24 protein-coding genes are annotated in these 22313 nt (G+C 61.4%); 10 read left to right on the forward strand and 14 right to left on the reverse strand.

Translation table 11 applies throughout. The features are described from left to right. Nucleotides 1-8: 8 nt before the first annotated feature. The 6 genes from folE to DXY29_RS06685 form a co-directional block, all read right to left on the reverse strand. Nucleotides 9-770 carry a GTP cyclohydrolase I gene (gene folE / locus DXY29_RS06660; protein ID WP_115023907.1) on the reverse strand — a complete coding sequence of 254 codons (762 nt, stop codon included), beginning with the start codon at nt 768-770 and terminating at the stop codon, nt 9-11. Nucleotides 771-779: 9 nt separating this feature from the next. After that, entirely contained in the window at nt 780-1487 is a 708-nt protein-coding gene (locus DXY29_RS06665) for an SDR family oxidoreductase (RefSeq protein WP_115023908.1), read from the reverse strand. A gap of 24 nt (nt 1488-1511) precedes the next feature. After that, nucleotides 1512-2501 (reverse strand): acetyl-CoA carboxylase carboxyltransferase subunit alpha, encoded by a 990-nt coding sequence (locus DXY29_RS06670; protein WP_115023910.1) that lies wholly within the window; start codon nt 2499-2501, stop codon nt 1512-1514. 13 nt (nt 2502-2514) lie between these two features. Further along, on the reverse strand, nt 2515-3555 hold the full coding sequence (locus DXY29_RS06675; protein WP_115023911.1) for a long-chain acyl-[acyl-carrier-protein] reductase: 1041 nt from the start codon (nt 3553-3555) through the stop codon (nt 2515-2517). Between the two features lie 113 nt (nt 3556-3668). Then, entirely contained in the window at nt 3669-4388 is a 720-nt protein-coding gene (locus DXY29_RS06680; RefSeq protein ID WP_115023913.1) for an aldehyde oxygenase (deformylating), read from the reverse strand. A 75-nt stretch (nt 4389-4463) separates the two neighbouring features. Next, on the reverse strand, nt 4464-5306 hold the full coding sequence (locus DXY29_RS06685; protein WP_115023915.1) for a creatininase family protein: 843 nt from the start codon (nt 5304-5306) through the stop codon (nt 4464-4466). A gap of 74 nt (nt 5307-5380) precedes the next feature. Here DXY29_RS06685 and DXY29_RS06690 point away from each other — a divergent pair, with 74 nt between their 5' ends. From DXY29_RS06690 to DXY29_RS06705, 4 genes are all read left to right on the forward strand, one after another. Beyond that, the gene (locus tag DXY29_RS06690; RefSeq protein WP_115023916.1) at nt 5381-6628 is read left to right on the forward strand and encodes a S1 RNA-binding domain-containing protein; all 1248 of its coding nucleotides are present in this window, start codon (nt 5381-5383) and stop codon (nt 6626-6628) included. Further along, complete coding sequence (locus DXY29_RS06695) at nt 6625-7506, forward strand: Tab2/Atab2 family RNA-binding protein (protein ID WP_115023920.1); 882 nt, start codon at nt 6625-6627, stop codon at nt 7504-7506. The genes DXY29_RS06690 and DXY29_RS06695 overlap by 4 nt, the downstream gene beginning before the upstream one ends. Nucleotides 7507-7517: 11 nt before the next feature. Next, nucleotides 7518-8306 carry a peptidoglycan editing factor PgeF gene (pgeF, locus tag DXY29_RS06700; protein ID WP_115023921.1) on the forward strand — a complete coding sequence of 263 codons (789 nt, stop codon included), beginning with the start codon at nt 7518-7520 and terminating at the stop codon, nt 8304-8306. 83 nt (nt 8307-8389) lie between these two features. Then, on the forward strand, nt 8390-8986 hold the full coding sequence (locus DXY29_RS06705) for a hypothetical protein (protein WP_115023924.1): 597 nt from the start codon (nt 8390-8392) through the stop codon (nt 8984-8986). Between the two features lie 19 nt (nt 8987-9005). On the opposite strand, the gene DXY29_RS06710 is transcribed toward DXY29_RS06705, so the two are convergent. The 6 genes from DXY29_RS06710 to hemH are packed head-to-tail and all read right to left on the reverse strand — an operon-like array spanning nt 9006 to nt 15497. Next, a complete protein-coding gene (locus DXY29_RS06710; RefSeq protein WP_115023926.1) occupies nt 9006-10673 on the reverse strand; it encodes an NAD(P)/FAD-dependent oxidoreductase in 1668 nt (555 codons plus the stop codon). A 22-nt stretch (nt 10674-10695) separates the two neighbouring features. Further along, nucleotides 10696-11883, reverse strand: coding sequence for an amino acid ABC transporter substrate-binding protein (locus DXY29_RS06715; protein ID WP_244279336.1), 1188 nt, complete (start codon nt 11881-11883; stop codon nt 10696-10698). A 33-nt stretch (nt 11884-11916) separates the two neighbouring features. Further along, on the reverse strand, nt 11917-12141 hold the full coding sequence (locus DXY29_RS06720) for a GIVxVP protein (RefSeq protein WP_115023929.1): 225 nt from the start codon (nt 12139-12141) through the stop codon (nt 11917-11919). Then, nucleotides 12134-12481: a nuclease gene (locus DXY29_RS06725; protein WP_115023931.1), complete on the reverse strand. Its 348-nt coding sequence runs from the start codon at nt 12479-12481 to the stop codon at nt 12134-12136. Before DXY29_RS06725 ends, DXY29_RS06720 begins: the two co-directional genes overlap by 8 nt. Then, the gene (ilvB, locus tag DXY29_RS06730) at nt 12478-14265 is read right to left on the reverse strand and encodes a biosynthetic-type acetolactate synthase large subunit (RefSeq protein ID WP_115023932.1); all 1788 of its coding nucleotides are present in this window, start codon (nt 14263-14265) and stop codon (nt 12478-12480) included. The genes DXY29_RS06725 and ilvB overlap by 4 nt, the downstream gene beginning before the upstream one ends. A 56-nt stretch (nt 14266-14321) precedes the next feature. Continuing rightward, entirely contained in the window at nt 14322-15497 is a 1176-nt protein-coding gene (gene hemH / locus DXY29_RS06735; RefSeq protein ID WP_115023934.1) for a ferrochelatase, read from the reverse strand. 72 nt (nt 15498-15569) lie between these two features. Here hemH and DXY29_RS06740 point away from each other — a divergent pair, with 72 nt between their 5' ends. Genes DXY29_RS06740 through cobO form a run of 3 tightly spaced genes read left to right on the forward strand, consistent with a single transcriptional unit; the run spans nt 15570 to nt 18068 of the window. Then, nucleotides 15570-16721, forward strand: coding sequence for a site-specific integrase (locus tag DXY29_RS06740; protein ID WP_115023935.1), 1152 nt, complete (start codon nt 15570-15572; stop codon nt 16719-16721). Between the two features lie 25 nt (nt 16722-16746). Next, complete coding sequence (locus tag DXY29_RS06745; RefSeq protein WP_115023937.1) at nt 16747-17379, forward strand: class I SAM-dependent methyltransferase; 633 nt, start codon at nt 16747-16749, stop codon at nt 17377-17379. A gap of 23 nt (nt 17380-17402) precedes the next feature. Then, entirely contained in the window at nt 17403-18068 is a 666-nt protein-coding gene (gene cobO / locus DXY29_RS06750) for a cob(I)yrinic acid a,c-diamide adenosyltransferase (protein ID WP_115023938.1), read from the forward strand. Nucleotides 18069-18086: 18 nt separating this feature from the next. Here cobO and DXY29_RS06755 read toward each other — a convergent pair whose 3' ends face one another. Next, a complete protein-coding gene (locus tag DXY29_RS06755; RefSeq protein WP_115023940.1) occupies nt 18087-18281 on the reverse strand; it encodes a hypothetical protein in 195 nt (64 codons plus the stop codon). Between the two features lie 83 nt (nt 18282-18364). Between DXY29_RS06755 and pyrH the strand changes: the two genes are divergently transcribed. From pyrH to DXY29_RS06770, 3 genes are read left to right on the forward strand one after another with little or no spacing between them, the layout of a single operon-like run. Next, nucleotides 18365-19078: a UMP kinase gene (gene pyrH, locus DXY29_RS06760; protein ID WP_115023942.1), complete on the forward strand. Its 714-nt coding sequence runs from the start codon at nt 18365-18367 to the stop codon at nt 19076-19078. A 41-nt stretch (nt 19079-19119) separates the two neighbouring features. Next, nucleotides 19120-19668: a ribosome recycling factor gene (frr, locus tag DXY29_RS06765; protein ID WP_115023943.1), complete on the forward strand. Its 549-nt coding sequence runs from the start codon at nt 19120-19122 to the stop codon at nt 19666-19668. Further along, the gene (locus tag DXY29_RS06770) at nt 19665-20810 is read left to right on the forward strand and encodes an NAD(P)/FAD-dependent oxidoreductase (RefSeq protein ID WP_115023945.1); all 1146 of its coding nucleotides are present in this window, start codon (nt 19665-19667) and stop codon (nt 20808-20810) included. Before frr ends, DXY29_RS06770 begins: the two co-directional genes overlap by 4 nt. Here DXY29_RS06770 and DXY29_RS06775 read toward each other — a convergent pair. Continuing rightward, a complete protein-coding gene (locus DXY29_RS06775) occupies nt 20807-22285 on the reverse strand; it encodes a deoxyribodipyrimidine photo-lyase (protein WP_115023947.1) in 1479 nt (492 codons plus the stop codon). The genes DXY29_RS06770 and DXY29_RS06775 overlap by 4 nt on opposite strands. Nucleotides 22286-22313 lie beyond the last annotated feature (28 nt).

Here is a 22313-nt window from a genome sequence, read left to right on the forward strand (position 1 = left end):
AGACCTGATCAGTTGCTGAGCAGCGCTTCTTGCTGACGCACTAGCTCGAAGAACTCCTGCTTGAGGCTTGGATCGTGGCGGAAATCACCGCGCACCACCGAGTTCACCATGCTGGTTTGGGGCTCCTTCACACCACGCCATTTCATGCAGTAGTGCTGAGCCTTGATGATGATGCCAAGCCCCTGAGGCTCGCAGAGCTTCTCAATTTCATCGGCAAGGATCATCACCGCTTCCTCCTGGATGTGCGGGCGAGAAAACACCCAGTCGGCGACACGCGTGAACTTGGAAAGACCGATCACCCGAGCTCCAGGCTTGATCCCGATCCAGCAGTTGCCCATGATCGGCACAAGATGATGGGAACAGGCGGAGCGCACCGTGATCGGACCAACGGTGTAGATCTCATCCAACTGCTTCACATTGGGGAAGCTGGCCACTTTGGGTTGCTGGTGGTAGCGCCCTTTGAACACTTCCTGCAGGTACATCTTGGCGACCCGCTCGGCCGTCTCATGGGTGTTGTGATCGTTATCGATATCGATCACCAAGCTGCGCAGCAGGTCGCGAACCTTGTCTGCAACTTCAACCTGCAACTGATCCAGTTCTCCGGGGTGGAGGTGATCAGCAATGTTGTCGTTGGCCAAGAAGGAAACACCAGATTCGACCAACCGTTCACGAATACGGGCTGAGACCTGGGGCTTTAAGAGCTTGTTGCCGTTGCCGTTGGAAACGCCGTTGGAAACGCCGTTGGAAACGAAAGGGACTGTAGTGGTCATGGTGTTCGTTTAAAAGGCGCCGGCGGCCGGCATAAGGGTGAGGTCTTCGATCAACTGGTTGCTGGGTTGCATCGCCAGATTCGCCAGTGTCTCTGCTGCCTGATCGACAGAGAGCATGGCACGACGATCGAAATCGCTTTGTACGGTTTCCGCGTCCCAAAGCGGTGTGTTGACGGCTCCGAGGGTGAGGGTGCAGGCACGAATGCCATGGCCTCGCTCCTCTTCTGCCAGACAGCGGGTGAAGCTGGCCAACGCAGCCTTGGTCACGCAATACGCTCCCCATTGGGGGAAGGCATTGCGGGCCGCATGGCTGCTGATGTTGATCACCAGTCCGCCGTTCTCACGCATGGAGGGAACGACAGCAGAACAAACCTGCATCACGCTGGTGACATTCAGCTGTAGCAGCCATTGCCAACGCTCCAGCGGCATGGACAGAAGTTCACCGGTGTAAGCAGCACCGGCGTTGTTGATCAACACCGAAGGGGTCGCCCCCCGCTGCAATAGATCAGCCATCGCCAAAGCGATCGCATCGGGCTGGGTGAGGTCAATGGCTGCAGACGCCACAGAGACGCCCTGCTCACTGAGCTGTGCAGCGAGCTGATCAAGTTGATCGGCACTACGGGCCGTCAGCAGAAGGTCCCAACCCTGTTGAGCCAGAAGTTCGGCTGTGCGGCGACCAATGCCTCGGCTCGCACCCGTAATTAGAGCCGTTGGCAAAAACCGTTAGCAAACCGCGATACTTTAAGCCGCTTTCTCGACATCCTGTGACGTTTTTTCGAGAAAGCGCCCCATCGCCCTGAATTTGGAGTAGCGGGCATCGCGGAGCTCCTGTTCCGACAGGCTCAACAATTCATCGAGATGCCGGTCAATCGCCGCCCGCAGAATTGCGCCGGCCTCCAACGGTGCCCAGTTGTTGCCACCGGATGGCTCCTCGAGAACCTCATCCACCACCCCCAGCTCCAATAAATCGCGGCCGGTGATTCGCAAAGCCGCCGCTGCATCCGGCGCCTTCGCTGCATCACGCCAGAGAATGGAGGCGCAGGCTTCAGGGCTGGCAACGGTGTAAACGCTGTGCTCGAACATCAGCAATCGGTCCGCAACCCCGATCCCCAACGCACCGCCGGAACCGCCTTCGCCGATCACAGTGGCGATCACCGGAACGCGTAAGCGGAACATTTCACGCAGGTTGACTGCGATTGCTTCACCCTGGCCCTGCTCCTCCGCTTCGAGTCCGGCATAGGCGCCAGGAGTATCGATGAAAGTGAGGATGGGCAAGCGAAAGCGATCGGCGTGGTCCATCAACCGCATCGCTTTGCGGTAACCGCCCGGAGCGGCCATCCCGAAATTGCGGGCAACATTTTCCTTGGTGTCGCGTCCTTTCTGATGGCCGATCAACATGATCGGTCGATCACCCACCCGTCCAACGCCGCCAATCAACGCCTGATCGTCATTGCCACGACGGTCTCCATGCAGTTCGACCCAGTCGTCACAGAACATCTGAATGAAATCCAGCGTGCTCGGACGATGCGGGTGGCGGGCGACCTGAATCTTCTGGGCGGGAGTCAGACCTTGAAAGATCTCCTGACGCCGACGGGCTGCGAGGGTCTCCAGCTGCTGCAGCTGCTGCGACACGTCAACTTCGGAATCCCTGGCCAACTGGCGGATTTGCTCAATCTGCTGCTCCAGCTCAACAAGCGGTTTTTCGAACTCAAGCAGGGGGCGACGGGGCATGGCTCTCCGGGGGTCAGGCGGCAGTGGCCTGCAGGTTGGGATGGAGGTTCAGGGTGCTGAACCCATGGCGGACCGATGCCGCACCGATGAAATCCATCTTCTCGAGGGTGATGTTGTTGCGCCCCCAGCTGAAGTTGGTGTGACAGCGCTCGAACTCGAGCAGCATGGCCTCTGCGAAACAAGCAAACATCTGGCGCTGAGGTTTCTCCATCTCGGCGATGGCCATCATCGACCAACCGATGTCGCGGCAGAACTCAACGATTCCACCCTTCAAGACGTGAATCCCGCCACCAGCGACCTTGGTATCCAGATTCTTGGGGTAGCCCCCATCAATCATCAAACAAGGCTTCTTCAGGCTGTTGTGGTCGATCTCAAGCGTCTTAGGCATGCTTGCCACCCAGACGACCACATCCGCCTCCGGCAGAGCCTCATCGAGCGTCAGGATCCTTCCACCGCCGAGCTCCTGTTGCAGGTCCAGCAACGGTTGCTGCTGTCGCGCCACTAGTAACAGTTCTTCGACGCCGGTTCGCGCCTGCAGCCAACGGCAGACGGCGGAACCGATGTCACCGGTTGCTCCAACAACGGCGACCTTGGCCTTACTTAGGTCGATACCGAGAGTTGGCGCGTTGTTCTCCACCTGGCGGCAGATCACCCAGGCCGTGTGAGTGTTCCCGGTGGTGAACCGCTGCCAATCCAGGGTGGTGCTGCGCACCGTCTGGTGCTGCAGGAGATTGAAGTTCTCAAAAATGATCGAGGTAAAACCGCCCAGGGCGGTGATGTTGATGCCCTTCTTCTGGGCAAGTTCCATCGCGTTGAGCACCTTGCGGCGAGCCGTCTTGAAACGGCTCAACATCTCGGGCACAAAGCAGGAATCGATGTAGGCACCCTCGATGGTCGTGCCCGTTGGACTGGTGACTTCAACGTGCTCCACAAGCTGCGGAGGTGCGCTGCACCACACATCAAGATCACCATCCGAGATGTGATCGAACCCGAGTTCCATTGCCTTGCGGCGAGCGGCCTCAAAACTCGTTGAATGTCCGATCAGACCAAACATGTACTACTGCTGACGTCTCAAAGAACACCTCAAGGGACCATGCTCCCACGCCAACCGGTATCGACGGCAACGTGCCTGTCGAAAAACCGGCGTCAATTGGGTCCCGAACTGGCTTAAACGGCCAGAGCTGCCGCCGCCATCCGGGCGATGTCACGGGAGGTGAAACCGATTTCACCCAAAGCTTCTTGGTAGGCAATCAGGAAGTCTTCGATCAGGTCTTCCTTTTCCATATGGAGGACGGCAGCGTCAGCAGCCACGTCTTCCAGCATCGAGCGGATTAGGGGAAGGTTGGCCTTGTTTGCTTCGAACAGCTCATCCTTGCTGGTTTCGAAGTTGGCCTTCAGCCATTCCTGGCCATAGTTCAGATGGGTGTACTCATCTTTGACAACACCCTCAGTGATCTTGCGAGCGAAGGGATCAGCAACGGGGATATAGATGTGATATGCCGAAATGGCAAACGCTTCGATCAACAGAGCCTGGATCAACAGGCAAGTAACCACCTTGCCTTCCTTGAGCGCAGCCTGGAAGTTGCCGTGAAGCGGTTCGAAGAACTTCTTGGCGAAAGGCAGGTCAGCTTCAACGCCCAGGTTCCGGCCGCAGGAGGTGAAGCCCTTCATATGCTTCATTTCCATCCGAGCCAGGCGCTTGAGCTCCTCAGCCTGGTCAGGGATCAGCGTCCCGAGAGAGATGTAGTTGTCGTGAGCTTCCTGCTCGCCCTCGATCACGATGGCGTTGATCCGGCTGTAGGCGTCCTTGTAGGCAGCGGTTGTGAAATCGGGCAGTGCGTCTTGGCCCTCCAGCACAGGTGCTTCAGGTGCGTTGAGGGTCGTCATAGGACGCTTGCTACCGCTTTAGTGGGACCGACAATAACCAGTGCCCCAAGAGTTGGGGACACATGCGTTCAAAGTTCAGGACTTGGGCGCGCCATTTGACGGGTTGGCGAGCAGGCTTTGGGAGGGGGGCCAGTCACTTGCCATAAGGGTTTGAAAACGCGCCTGCCAATGGCGAATCAGACGTTCCTCCAAGCGGCGGCCCAGATCTACCGATGCCGGACGCGCATCCCCGATCACTCCCGACACGCTTAGATCGTCGGTGAGCCAAGCGCAGGGTGCCGCTCCTTCGAGGCTCCACCCCTCCGGCGGTTCCTGAGAGGAGCCAGACGATACAAGTCCATCCACAGGGCGGGCAGAACCGACCAGGTCTGGCTCCAGCTGCAACATCAAGCTGGTTTCGGCTTGCCCGGCATGCAGACCATGGAGCAACTCCTCTTCTGGCAGCAGAGCAGCCAACCCTTCCACACCACTCCAGAGGAAACAGGGAAGAACAGCCAGCGACGGACAGCGGGCCCGCAGCTGGCGGGCCGCAACCTGCAACAAACCGATTTGGCCGCCGTGGGCATTGAACAGAACGAGACGTTGCATCCCCATCGCCGCCAATTGCATGCCCACCTGATCAACCAATTCGAGGATGAGAGGAGCCGAAAGGCTGAGAGTGCCTGAGAAATTCTTGTGCTCGGGCGAAAAGCCAAGGGCCTGACAAGGCAGCCGCCAAAGCGGCAGAGCTGGATCAAGCCCGAGCAGAACCGCATCAAGGATGCTTTCAGCGAACACGGCATCCGTCGACAGCGGCAGGTGAGGTCCGTGTTGCTCACAGGCTCCGAATGGCCAGATCACCGTGGCACCAGGCCGGCTGGCAGCATTTCTGGCCTCGGGCCATGTCAGCTGATCAAATCGCTTTCGGAGCTGGTCCATGGAGTTGCACAGGCAAGGGGGTGCTGATCCCAGCCCAGCCTGTCAAAATGGTCGATCGATGACCCCGATGGTCCATGCCCGCAGCCGGCAGTCCGCAGCCCAACCGCCCCAAGGCACCAAAGCCGGCAGCGACCAAACCGCTGCAGGTCATGCAGATTAATCGCCGTGAAGAGCAGGAGCAGCTCGCACGGGAGGCAGCAGAAGCGCGCGCGGCAGCCGAGGCAGCGGCTGAAAAAGCACGAATCCTGGAGGAGCGGGCTGGTCTGGCCATGCCGCCAAAGCCGGCCCAACAAGACGGAAGAACGTCTCCCAGCACGGACGATGACGCCCGGTTCGACATGGGTGCCATGGAAGGCATGACCATGGCCGACTTGATGGGTGCGCCTGATCAGCAACCCAAGAAGGAGCAGCGCAATCAACCGCGCAGCGTTGATGATTTCGATTTCGATGAAGAAGCCTTCCTCGCCGCTCTGGACGAGAACGCTCCTGTGGGCACGACAGGGGAGGTGATCAAGGGCACGGTGATCGGTATCGAAAACGATGGCGTGTATGTCGATATCGGCGGGAAAGCTCCTGGCTACATGCCCAAGAGCGAGGCAGGGCTTGGCGTTGTGACCAACTTCCGGGAACGCTTCCCGAAAGGCCTGGAAGTGGAGGTTCTGGTGACCCGTGAGCAGAACGCTGATGGGATGGTCACAATCAGCTGCCGCGCCCTGGAGCTGCGCAAGAGCTGGGACCGGGTGAAGGAGATGGAGAAGCAGGGGAAAGTCGTTCAAGTCATTGTGAATGGCTTCAACCGCGGCGGTGTCACCTGCGATCTCGAAGGACTGCGCGGCTTTATCCCCCGCTCACAACTCCAGGACGGTGAGAACCATCAGGAGCTGGTGGGCAAGACCATGGGAGTGGCCTTCATCGAGGTCAATTCCGAGACACGCAAGCTGGTGCTATCCGAGAAACGTGCTGCCGTTGCTGAACGGTTCCAGGATTTGGAAGTGGGGCAATTGGTGGAAGGGCAGGTTGCAGCGGTCAAGCCCTATGGCCTGTTCATTGATCTCGGAGGCATCAGCGGTCTGTTGCATCAATCGGCAATCACCAATGGCAGCCTGCGCTCGATCCGTGAGGTTTTCGATCAGGGTGATCGGGTGTCGGCCCTGATCACAGAACTGGACCCGGGACGGGGACGCATCGGCCTCAACACAGCACTGCTGGAAGGCCCCCCCGGAGAGCTACTCATCGAAAAAGACAAAGTGATGGCTGAAGCAGCCGATCGCGCCAGCCGAGCACAAAGCGTTTTGAAACAGCAGGAGCAATCTGCCGGATGAGCACTGCTGCCCTGACAGCCGCTGAGGACTGGGAACTTGACTTCTATTCCCGACCGATCCTGGAGGCCGATGGCCGAAAGCGCTGGGAACTTCTGATCACCTCCACTCCTGCTGTGAGCGGCGACGCACCGTTTCGCTTCGCCAAGGTTTGTCCCTCCGGTGAGGTGAATTCACTGTGGTTAAGCCAAGCCCTAGCAGAAGCCAAGGAGGCGTCCGCCAGTGGGGGCTGGGGATCCCCCGTACGCCTGCGTTGCTGGCGCAGTTCAATGCGAACGATGGTGCAACGGGCCGCCACCGAACAAGATCTTGAAGTAATCGCAAGTCGCCGCACCTTCGCCCTGCTCGATTGGCTCCAGCAGCGCGAAAGGGAGGTGTACCCACAGGACGAGGGGTTCATGGCAGGACCACTCGCCCCCCCGCCGGCTCCCGTTACGACTCCACCGGTGCCCCTGCCGGAAGAGGTTCAAGGAGATGCCTGGAGCTGGGCCGCCTTGCCGGCGAGCCTGCTGCTGGAGGCATCGGAATGGCCAATGAGTTTCAGCGGGCTTCTGCCGGTGCCCGATGGCATCGATCCCGATGCTTCCGTCCCGGGTTTACGCCTGTTCAGCCAAAGTCGATCTCTGGCCATGGCGGGCTGGTTGGGGGGTCTCGAACCGGTGCGCATGGTCGTTGAAGACCGGCAGCTGGTGCTGGAAGCCGGTCAGGACGACCGCTGGCTGGTGAGTGACCTCGAATCGGGTGTTGCCACTGAAATCGCCGAAGCACTCATGACCTCACAACAGCAGGTGCGCGGCCTGCAATTCATCGCCATCCAGGCCAGCCCCGAGGAGCAGACCTTTGGCGGCTTCTGGATGCTGCGGGACATCCCGATGGCCTGATCGCAAGGCTGATGCACGACGGGCCTTTTGATCGACCAGACAGCAGCTTCAACACGTTGAAGAACTGGACCTGGATCGGTTGTTACGGGGGCTACTACCTCCAGAGCGATCTGCTGCACGAGCACGGCTTTGAGCACGGCTTCTTCACCCGGCGCTGGCAGGGCCGCGGACCCGACCAACTGGCGGGCTACATCAGTGCGGGCATCAGCGTCCATCGTCCCCAGCAGGTCCATAGCGGAATCGTTCTGAAGGCCAGCGAAGCTCGTCAGGATCCCTGGCCCGAGGCCGACGGCCTGGTGAGTGATCGCGGAGGCCAGAGCCTCTGGGTGTGCGGTGCGGACTGCACGCCAGTTCTGATTGCCGATCCCGGCACCGGGCATGCCGCTGCCTGTCATGCCGGCTGGCGTGGGGTGGCCGCTGGAATCCTGATGTCGGCCCTCGATCAGCTGTTGGAGCTGGGAGCCCGTCGAGAGGATCTGGTCATTGCCCTGGGCCCTGCCGTGAGCGGCAAGCGCTATCAGGTGGGAGAAGACGTGGTGGAGGCCATCACTGCCGCGATTCCAAGGGATGCTGATCTCCAGGAGAGCGAAGCCCTCCTGCCGGATGAGCAGCCTGGAAGGCATCGCCTGGACATCCGCGCCGCTGCCAGGGTGCAACTCCAGAGCGCAGGAATCGCCGGCGAACGGATCGCCCACTGCCCGCTCTGCACCGTCAGTGAACCCGAGCTGTTCCATTCCTGGCGACGGGATCAGGTAAAAGCCGTGCAATGGAGCGGAATCGTGGCGCAAGCCCCAACCTGAGCCACGCCAATCACGGCTAAAGGGCTAAGGCTGACGAATTTCCAACCACGAGCCAATTTGAAGAAAGCATTTCAGCTTTCACGATGTTCCAATCGATCCTTCGCCTGGGTTTGGCGAGTGCAGTCTCCCTCGCCCCCCTGATCGCTTGTGCCGGTGCCGCTGATGCCAAGCCTTCGGTGATGTCGGAAACCATCAGGGTGAGCGAAGTCAAGGCTGCTCAGGAGGCCTGGTGTGAGGCCCTCATCACCATCAGCAAAACCCACGATGAAGGAGGTCTGGCCCAATCCAAACCCCTGGCCGGAGAGATCATCGATGCGGCCTACGGCTACCAGTTCGGTCCTGTGGCCTTCAAGCCGACCTGGGCCAAGGGTGACGTCACCTTCCGCGACACTCGCAGTGGCGCTGTGTCCTATTTCGTCGGGGACGATCCCGCCTTTGGCGACTCCGGCTTTGCCATTGGCACCCCCGGCACCACGCGCAGCCCCTGGGTGAAATGTAAGCCTGAAATTTTCGTGATTCAGAGCTTTGGGAACACCGCCAATGCCATGGGCTGGGTGCATCTGGAAGCGGCCGATGGCACCACCAGCAAGGTCGATAAAACCTTCGGTTACGTGCGTGATGACGAAGGTGCTCTACGGATCGTGGTGCATCACTCCTCCACCCCCTTTGCCGGGTATTAATCGCCTGGACGGGTGAGGGTCAACGGGACTGGCGGCCGGTCCCCAGGATTTGAATGGCTAGGGCTTCAGCGGCCCGAATGCCATCGATTCCTGCGGAAAGGATGCCACCGGCGTATCCCGCCCCCTCACCCGCCGGCACCAGCCCTCTCACATTGAGCGATTCCAGCGCGTCATCCCTGGGTATGCGAACGGGCGATGACGTGCGGGTTTCGACGCCCGTCAGTACGGCATCGGGGTGGTCGTAGCCCTTCAGCTTGCGGGCAAAGGCTGGCAGCGCCTCCCGCAAGGCCTCAACAATGGGAACCGGCAGCAGATCGTTCAGGTCGGCCGGATGCACACCCGGTTGATAGGACGCTGGGATAGCACCAAGACGTGTTGACGGACGGTCAGCAAGGAAATCCTCCAGCCGCTGTGCCGGCGCGGCATAGCTTCTGCCTCCCAGTCGAAAGGCACGCTCTTCGAGCTCACGTTGAAGGGCAATCCCCGCCAACGGATCCCCGGGAAAACGTTCAAACGGTGCAAGGTCGTCTGCCTCCAAGGCCACGACCAAACCACTGTTGGCGTTGCGTTCGTTGCGGGAATGCTGGCTCATGCCGTTGGTCACGACCCTGCCCTCTTCTGAGGTCGCACCCACGACAAATCCACCGGGACACATGCAGAAGCTGTAGACGCAGCGTCCGTTCTCTGCATGGTGGACCAACTTGTACTCAGCGGCCCCGAGGCGAGGATGGCCGGCCGCCTCCCCCCATCGGGCTGCATCGATCAGGTGCTGTGGATGCTCAATCCGCACGCCGACCGAAAACGGTTTGCGCTGCAGTTGCACGCCGATCTCTTCCAGCATTTCAAAGCAGTCCCGCGCCGAATGCCCCGGGGCCAACACCAGATGGCGGCAGGGGATCTCCGTGCCATCCGCCAGCACCAATCCCTCAAGTTGATGCGGCTTGTCACCGGTGCTGGCACTGAGCTGGAGACGTGTCATGCGACTGTCGAACCGCACCTCGCCTCCCAGGGCTTCAATGCGCGCCCGTAGACCGCGCACCACGGTGGCGAGCTTGAACGTGCCGATATGGGGCCGATGCAGCGTCAAGATCTCCTCGCTGGCGCCACAAGCCACCAGCTCCTCCAGCACCTTGCGCCCGTAGTGCTCAGGATCGCTCACCTGGCTGTAAAGCTTGCCGTCCGAAAAGGTGCCAGCGCCTCCCTCACCGAATTGGGCGTTGGATTCCGGGTTGAAGGGGCTGGTTCCCCGCCAGAAGCCGAAGGTCTGCAGGGTGCGCTGCTTCACCGACTGCCCCCGTTCCAGCAACAGCGGCTGGAAACCCATCTGCGCCAAGAGCAGGGCAGCGAAATAGCCGCAGGGGCCTGCGCCCACCACCACCGGCCGATCAACCGAATTCAACGGGAAGCCCTCAGGGGCATCGCCGACAGGCCAGTAACGAGTATCCGGTGCAAGACGAACGCGTCCTTTATTGCCGATGCGCCGCAACAAGGCAGCTTCACCCTTCACCTGCACATCCACGCTGTAAATCAGCTGAATCCGATCGCGGCGACGCGCATCGACACTGCGCTTCACCAGGGTCTGGCCTAGGAGTTGATCCGGCGGAATCCGCAGGCGCTTGAGCACCGCCTCCCGCAGGGCCTCCTCCCCATGATCCAGGGGCAGCTTCAACTCACTCAGGCGCAGCATCTCGAGGTCGTATCCCCAGACCTCATTCGATCAGACCGGCAATGGCCTGACCTGACGGAGCCTGGCCGGCACGAAATCGGGAATCACTGGCAACTGCCTGAAGACGCAGGCGCTCACCGCGGCGCCGCTGATCGAAGGCCTCGCAAATCGGGACTGCCTCCTGATCGGGATCGAGCCAACCCATGGCATCGTTGGTTCCATCATCGGACAGCTGCAGCGGTGCTGCATCCGCCAGAGCCAACAGCCTCGCCGTATCGAAGCCGGCACCGGCGAGCAGAGAGGGAGCCGTGCCGGTGTGCTGCTGGAAATTCTCCTGGAAGTCAGACCAGGCGTCCCCACGCGCTGGGTGCTGCAGGCCAAGCTGTTGCCAAGGAACCTCGGGAGCATCCTGCAGACCTTCAGCCTCAGTGAGCCAGATCCAGTTCGGCGTTCGCGGTGCCCCACCACCGAAGCGTCCCTGCTGCTGCTCAGCCCGCAGCTGTTGCGAGAGAGGGCCATCGGGGGCATCAGCCACCACAACAGTGGGCACCCACGACCAAGCCATGTCGTCCTTGAACCGTTGCAGACGCCGGTCGTTGCTGGGATCCACCCGCTGAACCGGCTCGGCTTCGTAGCTCTCAACAATGCCGCCAGCGGCCTGGAACAGTTCGACAAAACCCTTGGAGCTTGTGGACTCCAGGGCTGACGGGGCCTCCACCACCATGGCCCGTCCCCAGCCGGCCTCCATCGCCGCCGCCACCATCGCTTTCAGATCCTCCTGTTGGGAGGGAACCAGCGGCCAGAGCCGTTCACGGCCTTCGAGGCCACGCAAGGTGTCCAGAGACTGCCCCCGCTGAAAGGGCAACAGCACGGTGAGATCCCGCTCAACCGCCAAAGCAGCAAAGGTCCGCAAATCCGCGGATGGGGGTGCCACCAGCAGCTTGAGTTCGCTGGAAGGCATCAACTGCGCCTCAGGCGCCTCGCCGGAGTTCAGTCCATGCCAGGCCACCGGGGGGAAAGACTCACCACAGGCCTCCACCGAAGACTGGCCGAGACGAAAGCCCTGCAAGAAGTCCTGCCGCAATGCAGCATCGCGATGGCCCATCGGCAGCAGCACCGCCAGCCGTGGGCGACTGAAGCCACTGGCGACCATGGATTGGCAGCCAATCAACGTCGCTGCAACAACAGACCATGACAGCCAAGGCCAGCATCGCCACTCAGGCTTCGACATGGAATCGGAGGGAAGCAACCCGATTCCCGAAAGTTAGGGAGAGGGATCGGAGTCGTCTGGTTTTGTCACAGAGGTCTCAGACCCGCCTCCCAACTGGGACAACCAACCGGCCAATAGCAAGCCAACGCCGAGTCCGATGGCCAGGGGGCGATTTTCGGCGGCGGCTCCCTGACCCCACACGGCCGTTGCCAGAAAAGCACCGCCCAACAGAAGGCAAGGCACCAGCACAATGCCTCGGGCGACTCTGTTATCAGCCATCGACCCCACAGCTGTTGACAGCCAAACCTGCGGCAATCAAGCCACTGCTGAGGTCACGCTCGGCACCGATTGGCGTCACCCGAGCCATGAGCTGACCCTCGCTGGAACCGACCGGTCGGAGATTGACCCTGCGCCGGCGCGGCAGTTCTTTACGCAACCAGGCGGTCGCTTCGGCTTCGTGGCTCAGATCAACGGATGTGCAGGCCAGGGAAACGGTGTAGGTGCGGTTGTGATCGCCGACCTGAAGCAGGGAGCTGCTGCGCACCTGAAGCACCTCAGCGGCCTGAACCGGAACTGCCCAAAGCAGCAGCAGCAATCCGGTTAAGACAAGTCGAATCAAGGGGTCGTGGCATTGAGAACCGGCATAGGGGCCGGGAGGCCCACCATTTCAGCATTGCTTTTGCCGGGGGGAACCATCGGATAACAGTTCTCACCGCGGCGCACATGGATATCAATCAGCATCGGGCCGGGGGCCTTCAAAGCGGCCTCCAGGTCAACGCGCAAGGTCTCCCGCTCGCGGATGTGCACACCGTCCACACCGAAAGAGCGGGCGAGAGCAACGAAGTCCGGCATGCCATTGAGCATGTCGGAAGCTGAATAGCGCTCGTCGTAGAAACTCTCCTGCCATTGGCGCACCATGCCCTGCCAATGGTTGTTGACGATCACCACCTTCACCGGGAGGCTGTAGGCCGCCAGTGTTCCCAGCTCCTGAATGTTCATCAGGATGCTGGCGTCACCGGCAATGCACACCACTTGACGATCGGGGCAAGCCACCTGGGCGCCCATCGCGGCCGGCATGCCGAAACCCATGGTGCCGAGACCAGCACTGCTGATCCAGCCGCGGGGACCATTGCGTAGGTACTGGGCGGCCCACATCTGATGCTGCCCCACATCCGTGGTGACGATGGCATTTGGAGCCAGGTCGCGAACAGCCAGCAGCACCTCCTGGGGATACAGGGGACCCTCCGCAGGAGGAACGGTGAGTGGATAGGTCTGTTTCCACTCGGCAATGCGCGCAAGCCAGGGAGCGGTGCGTGGTTGCACCTGCTGTTGCAGGCTCAGCTCCACCAACCGCGCCACGCTCAGGCCCAGATCACCCAGCACCGCCACCTCAGGACGACGGGTCTTGCCAATCTCAGCCGGATCAATCTCAAAGTGGATCACCTGGGCCCGAGGGGCAAAGGTATCGAGCTTGCCGGTGACCCGATCATCAAAGCGGGCGCCGACGGCAATCAGAAGATCGCATTCGGTGACGGCGAAATTGGCGTAGGCCGTACCGTGCATTCCGAGCATCCCTACGGATAAGGAGTCGTTCTCATCGAAGACACCCTTGCCCATCAAGGTGCTGGTTACGGGGATCTGGAAGCGCTCTGCGATGACGCGAAGGCTGTCGTGAGCACCAGCAGAGATCGCACCACCCCCCACGTACAGCAGGGGGCGCTCCGCCTCCATGATCAGCTCAAGAGCTGACAGGATCGGCTCATCCCGCGGTGGCTGCGGCTTGCGAAAGCCCTGGGGAACAATCGACCCAGGCTCAACGGGCACATAGTCGAACATCTCCTGACCGACATCCTTCGGGACGTCGATCAGGACCGGACCCGGACGACCACTCGCTGCGATCAGAAAGGCCTGGGCAACGATGGACGCAAGATCGGCTGGATCCCGCACCACCCAGGAATGCTTCACGATCGGCAGGGTGATGCCAAAGATGTCGGTCTCCTGGAAGGCATCGGTGCCGATCGCCGGACGGGGCACCTGACCGGTGATCACCACCATGGGCACCGAGTCCATCTGGGCGGTGGCGATGCCAGTCACCAAGTTGGTGGCACCGGGACCGGATGTGCCAAAGCAAACGCCCACCTTGCCGGTGGCGCGGGCATAGGCATCGGCAGCATGGGTTCCAGCCTGCTCATGTCGCACCAGGATGTGCTTGACCCACCCCTCGCTCTCGGCGATATGGAGAGCGTCGTAAATGGGAAGAATCGCCCCGCCGGGGTAGCCGAAGATCGTGTCGACGCCGTGACGTCGCAGTGCATCCATAAGGGCTGTGGCCCCGGACATTCTCTGCCCACCGTTACCGGCCTGCTGCCCAGTGACGGCCGAGGACGCGGAGGTGAGAGTCACAGGGGCGACAGGTCAATGACCCTCAAGATTAAGGGCCGGAAGCGCCCCTGGCTCAATCAGAGCAATCCGAGGGCATGAAGCGGCCCTTGACCACTGATCAACTCGAGCAGAAAAGCCGAAAAACCAACCATTGCCAGACGGCCGTTCCAGACTTCTGAACTGTTGTTCCAACCCCATTCCCACTTCTCCTGGGGATACAGCTTCACCTTGGTGGGCAGTTCCGCCGCCGCATCCAGGCTCACTTCAGGACCCTTCAGGCTGGTCGCCACGAGATCAGCCAGCCCTTCGATGAAGGGAACATAGGTATCGAGAGCCCGCACGCGGCGGAAATTCACCACACCAGCTTCAGTGGCCAACTCCCGGTATTCGATATCGATTTCCTCGAGCGTCTCGATGTGTTCGCTGACGAAGCTGATCGGCACCACCACGAGATCATTGGTCTTGGCTTTGCCTAATTCTTCAAGCGCCTCCTCCGTGTAGGGCTTCAGCCATTCAACCGGGCCCACACGGCTTTGATAGGCCAGGGTGAAGGGGTTGTCGTGGCCCATCTGAACGGACAGTTCCTTCATGATCAAACCCGTGCAGGCTTCGATCTCTTTTTGATAGGGGTCGCCAGCCTCTTCCACGTAGCTCTTCGGCACACCGTGGGCGCTGAAGAACACATGGGCTTTGCCGGGATCATCGCTATTGCGGACTTCTTCAGCGATCAGCTCGGCCATAGCTTTCACATAGCCCGGGTGATCGAACCAACTGCGGATGCAGCGAATCGGCAGCTTCTCAAAGGAGGGATCTGCCTGGCGCAGGCGCTGCAGCTCACGGAAACTGGAGCCACTCGTGCTGATCGAGAAGTGGGGATAGAGGGGGAGCACCACCACCTCATCCATGCCGTCAGCCTTGATGTCCGCTACAGCGGATTCCGTGAACGGGTGCCAGTAGCGCATGGCCACATAGCTGGTGGCATCGATACCGCGCTGCCGCAACATGCTCTGAAGTTCTCGGGCCTGCTGCTCTGTGATCCGGCGCAGCGGTGATCCGCCACCGATGGAGCGATAGGCCTCCTGCGACTTGCCACTGCGCAGGGTGCTGATCAACCAGGCCAGTGGCTTCTGCAGCGCCGGGCTAGGCAGCCGAATGATCTCAGGATCGGCGAACAGGTTGTAGAGGAAAGGCCCAACATCCTGGATACGCTCCGGGCCACCCAAGTTCAACAGGACGACACCGACGCGAGACATACCGAGCAGAACGGTTTTAGGGGGTTGAGCGTAGCGGCCATCGACGCGATCCTTGACGTCGACGACACATTTATGGAGCTCAAAAGTGCGCTGGAGACCGCCAATGCGCAGCTGGCGGAACGGGGGACACGACTGCGCATCGAACAGCGGGGTCGACGGCTGAACCTGCGCGGGGCTCTGCCTCTACGCGGGGATCCGAACCGCAGCAGCTTGCAACGGATCAGTCTGGGGCTGACGGCAGATCCAGCCGGGCTGAGTCAAGCCCTCAGCACCGCAGCCCTAGTGCAACTGCAATTGGAGCAGCGCAGTTTTGATTGGACGCTCTGGTCGGCCCCAACGTCAAGCAAAGCCAAGAGCCAATCCATTGGAATTCAGGCCGCACTCAAGAGCTTCGAAACAGCATTTTTTACCGACCCGCGTCGACGTCGCTCCCCAGCGAGCAGCCGCACCACCTGGACAAGCGCCTATCTGCCCTACCTGCGGCGCCTGGCCCATCAGAGCGGTAATCAGCAGCTGGAGCCAGCGCTACTGATGCAGACGTTGACCAGCTACGACGACGGCAGCCGCAGCCGCCAGCAGTGCGCCACGGCCCTGGCGGCCCTTGCCCGGCATCTGGAGCTGCCCTTACCGGAGGACTGGCGCCAAGAGGCCGGCGGCTATGGCCTGCACCGGGCCCGCTTCCGCCAACTGCCCACCGACCCACAGATCCTGGAGGCCGCAGGCCGCATTCCCAATCCCCAGTGGCGCCTGGCCTATGCCTTGATGGCCACCTACGGCCTGCGCAACCACGAGGTGTTCTTCTGCGATTGCTCCTCCCTGGCACCGGGTGGCGATCAGGTGTTGCGGGTGCTGCCGACCACCAAAACCGGTGAACACCAGAGTTGGCCATTCCACCCCGACTGGGTCGAACGCTTCGGCCTGCAGGAGCTGGCGGAGAATCCGGCCGCCCTGCCGGCGATCCAGACCGATCTGCGCCGCACCACCCTGCAGCAGGTGGGACGGCGTGTGAGTGAACAGTTCCGCCGCTATGACCTGCCGATTACGCCCTACGACCTGCGCCATGCCTGGGCCGTGCGCACCATCCATGTCGGCCTGCCGGACACCGTCGCCGCCAGGATGATGGGCCACTCGGTGGCGATCCACACCCGCACCTATCACCACTGGATCACCCGGCGTGACCAGCAGCAGGCGGTGGATGCAGCCCTCGCCCGTCAACCGGCCTGACCACACACCTGACTGAATTAAGACGATGACGTCGTTTCTAAGGCCACTGGCCTACCGCTACCGCTGGATCTACGACGCGGTAACGGCGGTGTCATCCCTGAGTGTGGGAGGGGTGGACCGCCTGCGGGGTCTAGGGCTTGATGCCTTGCAAGCCCAGCTCAAGCCCGGAGCTGCAGTGCTTGATCTCTGCTGCGGCAGCGGCGAAGCAGCAGCTCCTTGGCTGGCGGCAGGCTATGCCGTGACCGGCCTGGATATCTCTCCTCGCGCCCTGGATCTCGCTGCCCAACGGCACCCAGGCCTACGGAGAGTGGAGGGGCTGGCCGAAGATCCGCCGCTGGCCGATGGCAGCTTCAACGCGATCCAGATGAGCGTGGCCCTGCACGAATTTCCCCGCAGCGATCGGGAGCAGGTGCTGCGCAGTGCCCTGCGGCTGCTGAAACCCGGCGGCTGGTTGGTGGTGGTGGATCTGCACCCGGCTGGGCCCTGGCTGAAGCTCCCCCAACAACTGTTTTGCGCCCTGTTTGAAACCGACACCGCTACCGCCATGCTGGAAGACGACCTCCCCGCTCAACTGGAGCAACTTGGGTTCAGCGGAGTGACCCAGGAGCTGCTGGCGGGACGGGCCCTGCAGCGCATCACCGCCACTCGCCCTCGATAAGTTCCAATCAACACCCCCCTTCCATGAGCAACCACGACCTCGATCAATCCGCCGCGGAACTGGGCATGGGGGGCAAACTCGCCCCCGAAGCGGACGACGCCGGCTATCGCAAACGGATGGAACGGCGGCAACAGGTGCAGAAACAGCGGGTGGAGGAGCGAAACAAGGAAAAAGGCTTGGTGCTGGTGTTCACCGGCCAGGGCAAGGGCAAAACCACCGCGGGCCTGGGGCTGGTGCTGCGCACCTTGGGCCATGGGGAACGGGTGGCAATTGTTCAGTTCATCAAGGGGGGCTGGGAGCCCGGCGAGGCGCGGGCGCTGAAAAGCTTCGGCGAACAGGTGAGCTGGCATGCCCTCGGGGAGGGCTTCACCTGGGAGACGCAGGACCGGGAGCGGGATCAACAGCTGGTGGAGGCGGCTTGGCAGACAGCCCTCGGCTATCTCCGCGATGCCAGCGTGAAACTGGTGCTGCTTGATGAGCTCAATGTTGCCCTGAAGCTCGGCTACATCGAGGCCGACTCCGTGATTGCAGGATTGAACGAACGACCGGAGCTCACCCACGTGGCGGTGACCGGCCGTGGAGCACCGGCAGCACTAGTGGAGCGAGCCGATCTAGTGACCGAGATGACCCTGGTGCACCACCCCTTCCGCGAGCAGGGGGTGAAGGCCCAGGCGGGCATCGAGTTTTGAAGGGCTGTTCAGCCCACCTCAGGCCGCTTCAGCAGCCTCGAGATCGTCCTGCAGACAACGGGTGGCCGCGATGAGCACGGAGAGTCCACTCACCAACAGGGCGCGATGCACCACGGGTTCCCGCCAGCAGTCGGGATCATGGCTGGCTCGTTCCAGAGCCGAGAGGGTGAGACGGGCCATCACACCGCTCTGGGTGGCATCGGTCTCTGGCATCAAGCGGCCGCAGTTCACCCATCCAAGCGGCGATCTGAGGACTGTGCCAGTGCTTGCTACTGTCAGAAGGATCTGGACCGTTGATGACCTACACACGCGTCCTGCTGAAACTCAGCGGCGAAGCTCTGATGGGATCTCAGGGCTACGGAATTGACCCCGCCATTGTTCAGTCAATCGCTTCCGACGTCGCCAAGGTGGTTGCCAATGGCACTCAGTTGGCCATTGTCGTGGGCGGTGGCAACATTTTCCGCGGGCTCAAGGGTTCTGCAGCAGGCATGGAACGGGCCACAGCCGACTATGTCGGCATGTTGGCCACGGTGATGAATGCCATCACCCTCCAAGACGGCCTAGAGAGAGCCGGCGTGCCCACCAGGGTGCAGACCGCCATCGCCATGCAGGAAGTGGCGGAGCCCTACATCCGCCGTAAAGCCATCCGGCACCTAGAAAAAAACCGGGTGGTGGTGTTCGGCGCGGGTTGCGGCAATCCTTTCTTCACCACCGACACCACAGCCGCCCTCAGGGCTGCTGAGATCAACGCCGATGTGGTGTTCAAAGCCACCAAAGTGGATGGGGTCTACGACAAAGATCCTGCCAAACATGCCGATGCCGTTAAACACGAGCACCTCAACTATCAGGATGTGCTTAGCGGTGAACTTGGCGTAATGGACAGCACAGCCATCGCCCTCTGCAAAGACAACAACATCCCGATTGTTGTTTTCAACCTGTTCGAACCTGGCAACATCGGCAGAGCCGTGGCCGGGGAACCGATCGGGTCCCGCATCGGCGCCCCCGCCTAACAACACACCCCCCAGCACGCACGCCTCCACCCCCAGCAACCATGTCGACCCAGGACCTCGAAGCCAGCATGCGCAAGTCGTTGGAGGCCACCCAGCGCAACTTCAACACCATCCGCACCGGCAGGGCCAATTCCTCGCTTCTGGATCGAATCAGCGTGGAGTATTACGGCGCCGAAACTCCGCTGAAATCGCTTGCCACCCTGTCGACACCGGATTCACAAACGATCCAGATCCAACCGTTCGACATCAGCGCCCTCGCCTCGATCGAGAAGGCAATCGCCATGAGTGAACTTGGCTTCACTCCCAACAACGACGGCAAAATCATCCGGATCAACGTGCCGCCCCTCACAGAGGAGCGCCGCAAGGAGTTCTGCAAGCTGGCGTCCAAGTACGCCGAGGAAGGCAAGGTGGCCCTGCGCAATCTGCGGCGCGACGCGATCGACAAGATCAAGAAGCAGGAGAAGGATGGAGACTTCTCTGAAGACCAGAGCCGCGATGAGCAGGACAGCGTTCAGAAAACGCTCGACAAGTTCATCAGCGAACTTGAGAAGCACCTGGCCACCAAGGAAGCCGACATCCTCAAGGTGTGAGCAACGGAGTGGATCGGACCCGCGATGTTCTGATCATCGGGTCCGGTGCAGCCGGTGGTGCCGCAGCGGCCCATCTAGCGGCAGCTGGTCATGACGTGCTGGTGCTGGAGCGCGACGACGAGCCAAGGATCAAACCCTGCGGTGGTGGTATGGCTGCTTCGGTGCAGGAGTGGTTCCCGTTTTCCCTGGAACCCGCGGTGGAACAGGTGATCCGCCGCGTTGACTTCAGTTGGTGCCTGAAAGATCCGGTGGTGGCTGAGCTGCCGGGGGATGCGCCGTTCTGGATCGTGCGCCGGGAAACGCTGGATCAACTACTCGCGGATCAGGCGATTAAGGCTGGAGCCGAACGCCTTACAGGCGTTGAGGTCAATGACATCCGTCGTCATGAAGACGTCTGGCACGTAACGGCAACCAATGGTCGCCGTTGGAACGCTCGGGCCGTGGTGATCGCCGATGGTTCTGGCTCGCCCTGGCCCCAACGACTCAGTCTTGGTGCCAAACAACCCCAGATGGCCAGCACCATGTCTGTACGGCTGGAGGGGCAAGGCAACCTGGCCGATGGAACCACCCGCTTTGAATTCGGCCTGGTGAAGCAGGGCTTTGCCTGGGCATTCCCAATTGCCGGTGGCGTGAACATTGGCGTGGGCAGCTTCATCGGCAGGCAGGACGCTGACCCAGAGCAGGTGCTGGCTCAGTTGCTGCCGGATCTGGGCTTCGCTGCCGATGCTGGCATTCGTCAGCGCGGCCAACTGCGGGTGTGGAACGGCCATCACCGCCTCGATGGCGACGGCATTGTTGTGGTGGGCGATGCAGCCTCACTATCCGACCCCTTTTTGGCGGAAGGCCTGCGCCCGGCGTTAATGAGTGGCTGCGAAGCAGCACGGCATCTGAGCCATTGGCTCAACGGGGAGAGCAAGGATCTGCGGGGCTACAGCCGCGCCATGCGGGAGCGCTGGGGGGAGTCGATGGCTTGGGGCCGGCGCATTTCACAGGTTTTTTACAGATTTCCAGGAGTGGGCTATCAACTCGGCATCAAGCGGCCGACAGCACCACAAAGGATCGCTCAAATACTCTCCGGGGAGATGGGCTATGGAGACATCGCCCAACGGGTGATTAAACGGCTACTTCTGCAGCGCAACTAGAGACCGAGGCTGAGCTGCTGGCTGCCGTTGTCGGGTTGCTGAGGTTTGCGCCGGCGGCGGGTGGTTACCGGTTTTAAGCCCGCCTTGCGGGAGCCATGCTTACGCTGAATCGCATCGGCATGGCGCTCAAAACCGGCTGAGCGGCGAATCTCCCAGATCCGGTCTTTGGCCTGCTGCATCGATGCGGTCACATCCACGATCGGGCACGGCCTGCCGCCGCCGAGCATCCAGGGCTCATGGATGTGAATCGTGGGCACGTCCTTCAGTTCCGGGCACCACTGCCGGATGAACAGCCCCTGCGGGTCGTGGTCCACGCCCTGCTTGATCGGGTTGTAGATCCGAATCGTGTTGATCGAGGTGCTGCCCGACTGCATCTGGCACTGGCTCCAGTGAATCCCCGGTTCGTAATCAACAAACTGGCGCGCCAGATGCAGGCCACTGTCCCGCCAGGGAAGCCAGAGGTTGTAGCTGGCAAACGACATCAACATCGCCCGCATGCGGAAATTGATCCAGCCGTGGGCCCGCAGAGCGCGCATGCAGGCATCGACAAAAGGAACACCGGTGCGGCCTTCCCTCCAGGCCGTCAAACGCTCGGCATCCGCCTCGCGAATGCCCCGCATGAACGGATGGAAATCGCTGAATTCAATCGCCGGTTGATCCTCCAGCTTTTGGATGAAGTGGCAGTGCCAGTGCAGCCGTGATTCAAAGCTGCTGACGCCGCGGCCGCTATGGCTGCGGCTGGTCTGCAGCACCTCCCGCATCGAAAGGCAGCCCCAGGTGAGATACGTCGACAGGCGCGAACAACCCGTGAACGCCGTGTTGGGACTCGACATGGCCCGTTGATAGCGCGGCGCTCGGTGCTGCAGAAAATCGCTCAACTCCCCCAGGCCAAAGCTCCGTCCGCCGTGCTGACGCTGCGGACACCGATCCGAAAGCAGGTCTGAACAGGGGCGCTCGGGGATCACGCCGGGATCAATGCCCTCCAGTGGTTGCAACGTGGCCGGAGCTGAAGTGATCGGCTCCGCCATCTGCGCCTCCCAGCGCTTGGCCCAGCCATTGCGGCTGCGCATCCGGCGCATCACGCCGAACTGCGGAATTTCACTCCACTGAATGCCGTTCGCTCGTGCCCAGACCCCCACACGTTTGTCGCGCTGATAGGACCAGCCGTTACCGGTTTCCTCATGGCTCCACAGCCCATCGATGCCGAACTGGCGCCGGGCCCGCTCCAGCACCTGCACCACTTCACCTGAGCGCACCACCAACGGTTGGCCCAAATCCGTCAGGGCCTGGCGCAACTCCAGCAGGGACTCTCGACAGAAGAGCCACTGCCGCTCGGAGGCATCGGGCTGTTGCCACCAGTCCGGCTCCACCACATACAACGGCAGCACCAGCCCCCGCTCCGCAGCAGCCGTCAAGGGCCGGTGATCAACGATGCGCAGATCACGCTTGAACCAAACGATCTGCAGCGCTGCCATTCACTGCAATTCAAGGAAGCCGGTTCTA

This window comes from Synechococcus sp. UW69, from assembly GCF_900474185.1.
GTDB lineage: Bacteria > Cyanobacteriota > Cyanobacteriia > PCC-6307 > Cyanobiaceae > Parasynechococcus.